At 72.4% G+C, this 2,085-nt stretch carries 2 protein-coding genes and 1 pseudogene; all 3 read right to left on the bottom strand.

Features of this window, described 5'->3' with window-relative positions; translation table 11 throughout:
- Nucleotides 1–199, bottom strand: a pseudogene (locus MEICH_RS29345) (alpha/beta hydrolase); the annotation flags it as partial.
- Between the two features lie 95 nt (nucleotides 200–294).
- A complete protein-coding gene (locus tag MEICH_RS0111170) occupies nucleotides 295–789 on the bottom strand; it encodes a fasciclin domain-containing protein (RefSeq protein ID WP_027892685.1) in 495 nt (164 codons plus the stop codon).
- A gap of 157 nt (nucleotides 790–946) precedes the next feature.
- Nucleotides 947–2,085, bottom strand: a 1,139-nt coding sequence (locus MEICH_RS24710) for a cryptochrome/photolyase family protein (RefSeq protein WP_036218508.1), incomplete at its 5' end; no start/stop codon positions are given.

Genomic DNA, 2,085 nt, shown 5'->3' with positions numbered 1-2,085 from the left:
CCAGCAGGCCCGGCACCAGCAGCACCGTGCCCCGGAAGGCCCCCTGGGCCGGGTAGACCAGGGCGTAGCTGCGGTCGAGCGCGGGACCGGCGCTCGTGGGGGCCCCGGCGAAGCTGCGGTAGCCGGGCTGCCCCGCCCAGCGCGCGGTCTGGGCCAGGGCCGAAGCGCCGAGCAGCAGGATCCAGATCAGCGGCCGCATGAGCCTATCCTCGAGCATCCCCCGCCCCTGCGGGTGCAAGCCCCACCACAAAAAACCGGAGAGCGAATCGCTCTCCGGCCGGTGCCGTCGCCGGGCTACTTGGGCAGGAGCACGGTGTCGATGACGTGGATCACGCCGTTGCTGGCCTGGATGTCCACGGCCGTGACCTTGGAGCTGCCGTTGAGGGTCACCGCGCCCCCGCTGACCGCGATGGCCACGTTCTGGCCCTGCACCGTCTTGGCTTCCTTCAGCTTGACCACCTCGGCCGACGTCACCCTGCCCGCCACGACGTGGTAGGTCAGGACCTTGGTGAGGGCGGCCTTGTCCTTGAGCAGGGCGTCGAGGTCGGCCTTGGGGATCTTGGCGAAGGCCTCGTTGGTGGGCGCGAAGACGGTGAAGGGGCCGGGCCCCGAGAGCGTCTGGGCCAGGCCTGCCGCCTGCACCGCCGCCAGCAGGGTGCTGAAGTTGGGGTTCGAGGCCACGACCTGGGCGATGGTCTGGTTGGCGGCGGTGTTCTGGGCGCTGGTCAGGGTCATCCCCACGGCGGCCAGGGCCAGGCTTCCTGCGACGAGCAAGATCTTGATCTTCATGGTTTCGCCTCCTGAAATGCTTTCCAGGTCGGCAAAGGGCTACCGCGCTCGAGGCGCTCGGGGGTATCCCGGGGCTCGAGGGCTCGCGCTCGGCCTTTGCCTTTCCCGTCATGAGCCTAGCCGTTGAGTTTATGTATAACTTTTGTCCACACTACGTTTAAGTTTGAGGGTTCGCCCGGCCGATCCGCCCAGCCGCCGCGAGGTAGCGCCGGCGGGCGGCCTCGAGGTCGAGCACCGGGCGCCCGTAGGGCTCGGGCCTGCCCCCGGACTCGGGCACCCAGCACCGCAGCCAGGCGCCGCCGGAGTCGTGGGTGTGGGCCTGGGTGAGGGGGTTGAACACCCGGAAGTAAGGGGCCGCGTCCACCCCCAGCCCCCCGGCCCACTGCCAGCCCTGCAGGTTGGAGGCGTTGTCGCCGTCGAGGAGCAGGTCGCGGAAGGCCCGCTCGCACTTCTGCCAGGGCAGCAGGGCCAGCTTCACCGCGAACTGCGCCACCACCATGCGCGCGCGGTTGGAGACGAATCCGGTCGCCCGCAGCTCGCGCATCCCGGCGTCCACGGCGGGGACGCCGGTGCGGCCCTCGAGCCAGGCCCCGAACACCTCCGCGTCGTCGGCCCAGGGCAGGGCGTCCCAGCGCGGGTCGAAGGCCGAGCGGGCCATGTGGGGGAAGTTGTGGAGCAGGTCGCCGCTGAAGTCGCGCCAGGCCAGCTCGCCGACCCACTTGCGGGCCCCCTCGCTCCCCGCCCGCATGGCCCGCTGCGCCGCCAGCCGGGGCGAGAGCACCCCCAGGGTGAAGTAGCAGGACAGCCGCGAAACCCCGCTCCCGTCGAGCCTGTCGCGGTACTGGTGGTAAAGCGGCAGCCCGCCCGAGAGGAAGGCCTCGAGCGCCCCCAGCGCGGCCTCCTCGCCCGCGGGCGGCAAGGGCACGTCGGAGGGCTCGTCAGGGACTGAGCCCGGGTCGTAGCCGGGCGGGAGCGCCACCGGGGGGAAGCGCCCGGGCGCTTCCGGCAACTGCGCCTCGGGCGCGGCCCACCACCGCCGGGAGTAGGGCGTGAACACCGTGTAGGGGCCGCCGCCCGGCTTGACGATCTCCCCCGGCTCCTGGACGTACTGGCCGTGGAACCACGCCACCCGGCCCGGCAGGGCCTCCTCCACCTTCCGGTCGCGGAAGCGGGCGTAGGGCGTCGAGTTGCGCACCGCGAAGACCCGGCGGGCCTCGAGCTCGGCCGCCACCCGGGGCAGCACCTCCCAGGGCAGCCCGGCCCGCACCAGCAAGCTCCCGCCGCGCCGGGCGTAGG

The sequence above is a fragment of the Calidithermus chliarophilus DSM 9957 genome, assembly GCF_000430045.1.
GTDB classification, from domain to species: domain Bacteria; phylum Deinococcota; class Deinococci; order Deinococcales; family Thermaceae; genus Calidithermus; species Calidithermus chliarophilus.
The sequence above is the reverse complement of the archived record's forward strand: the minus strand, read 5'-3'. Positions and strand labels throughout refer to the sequence as shown.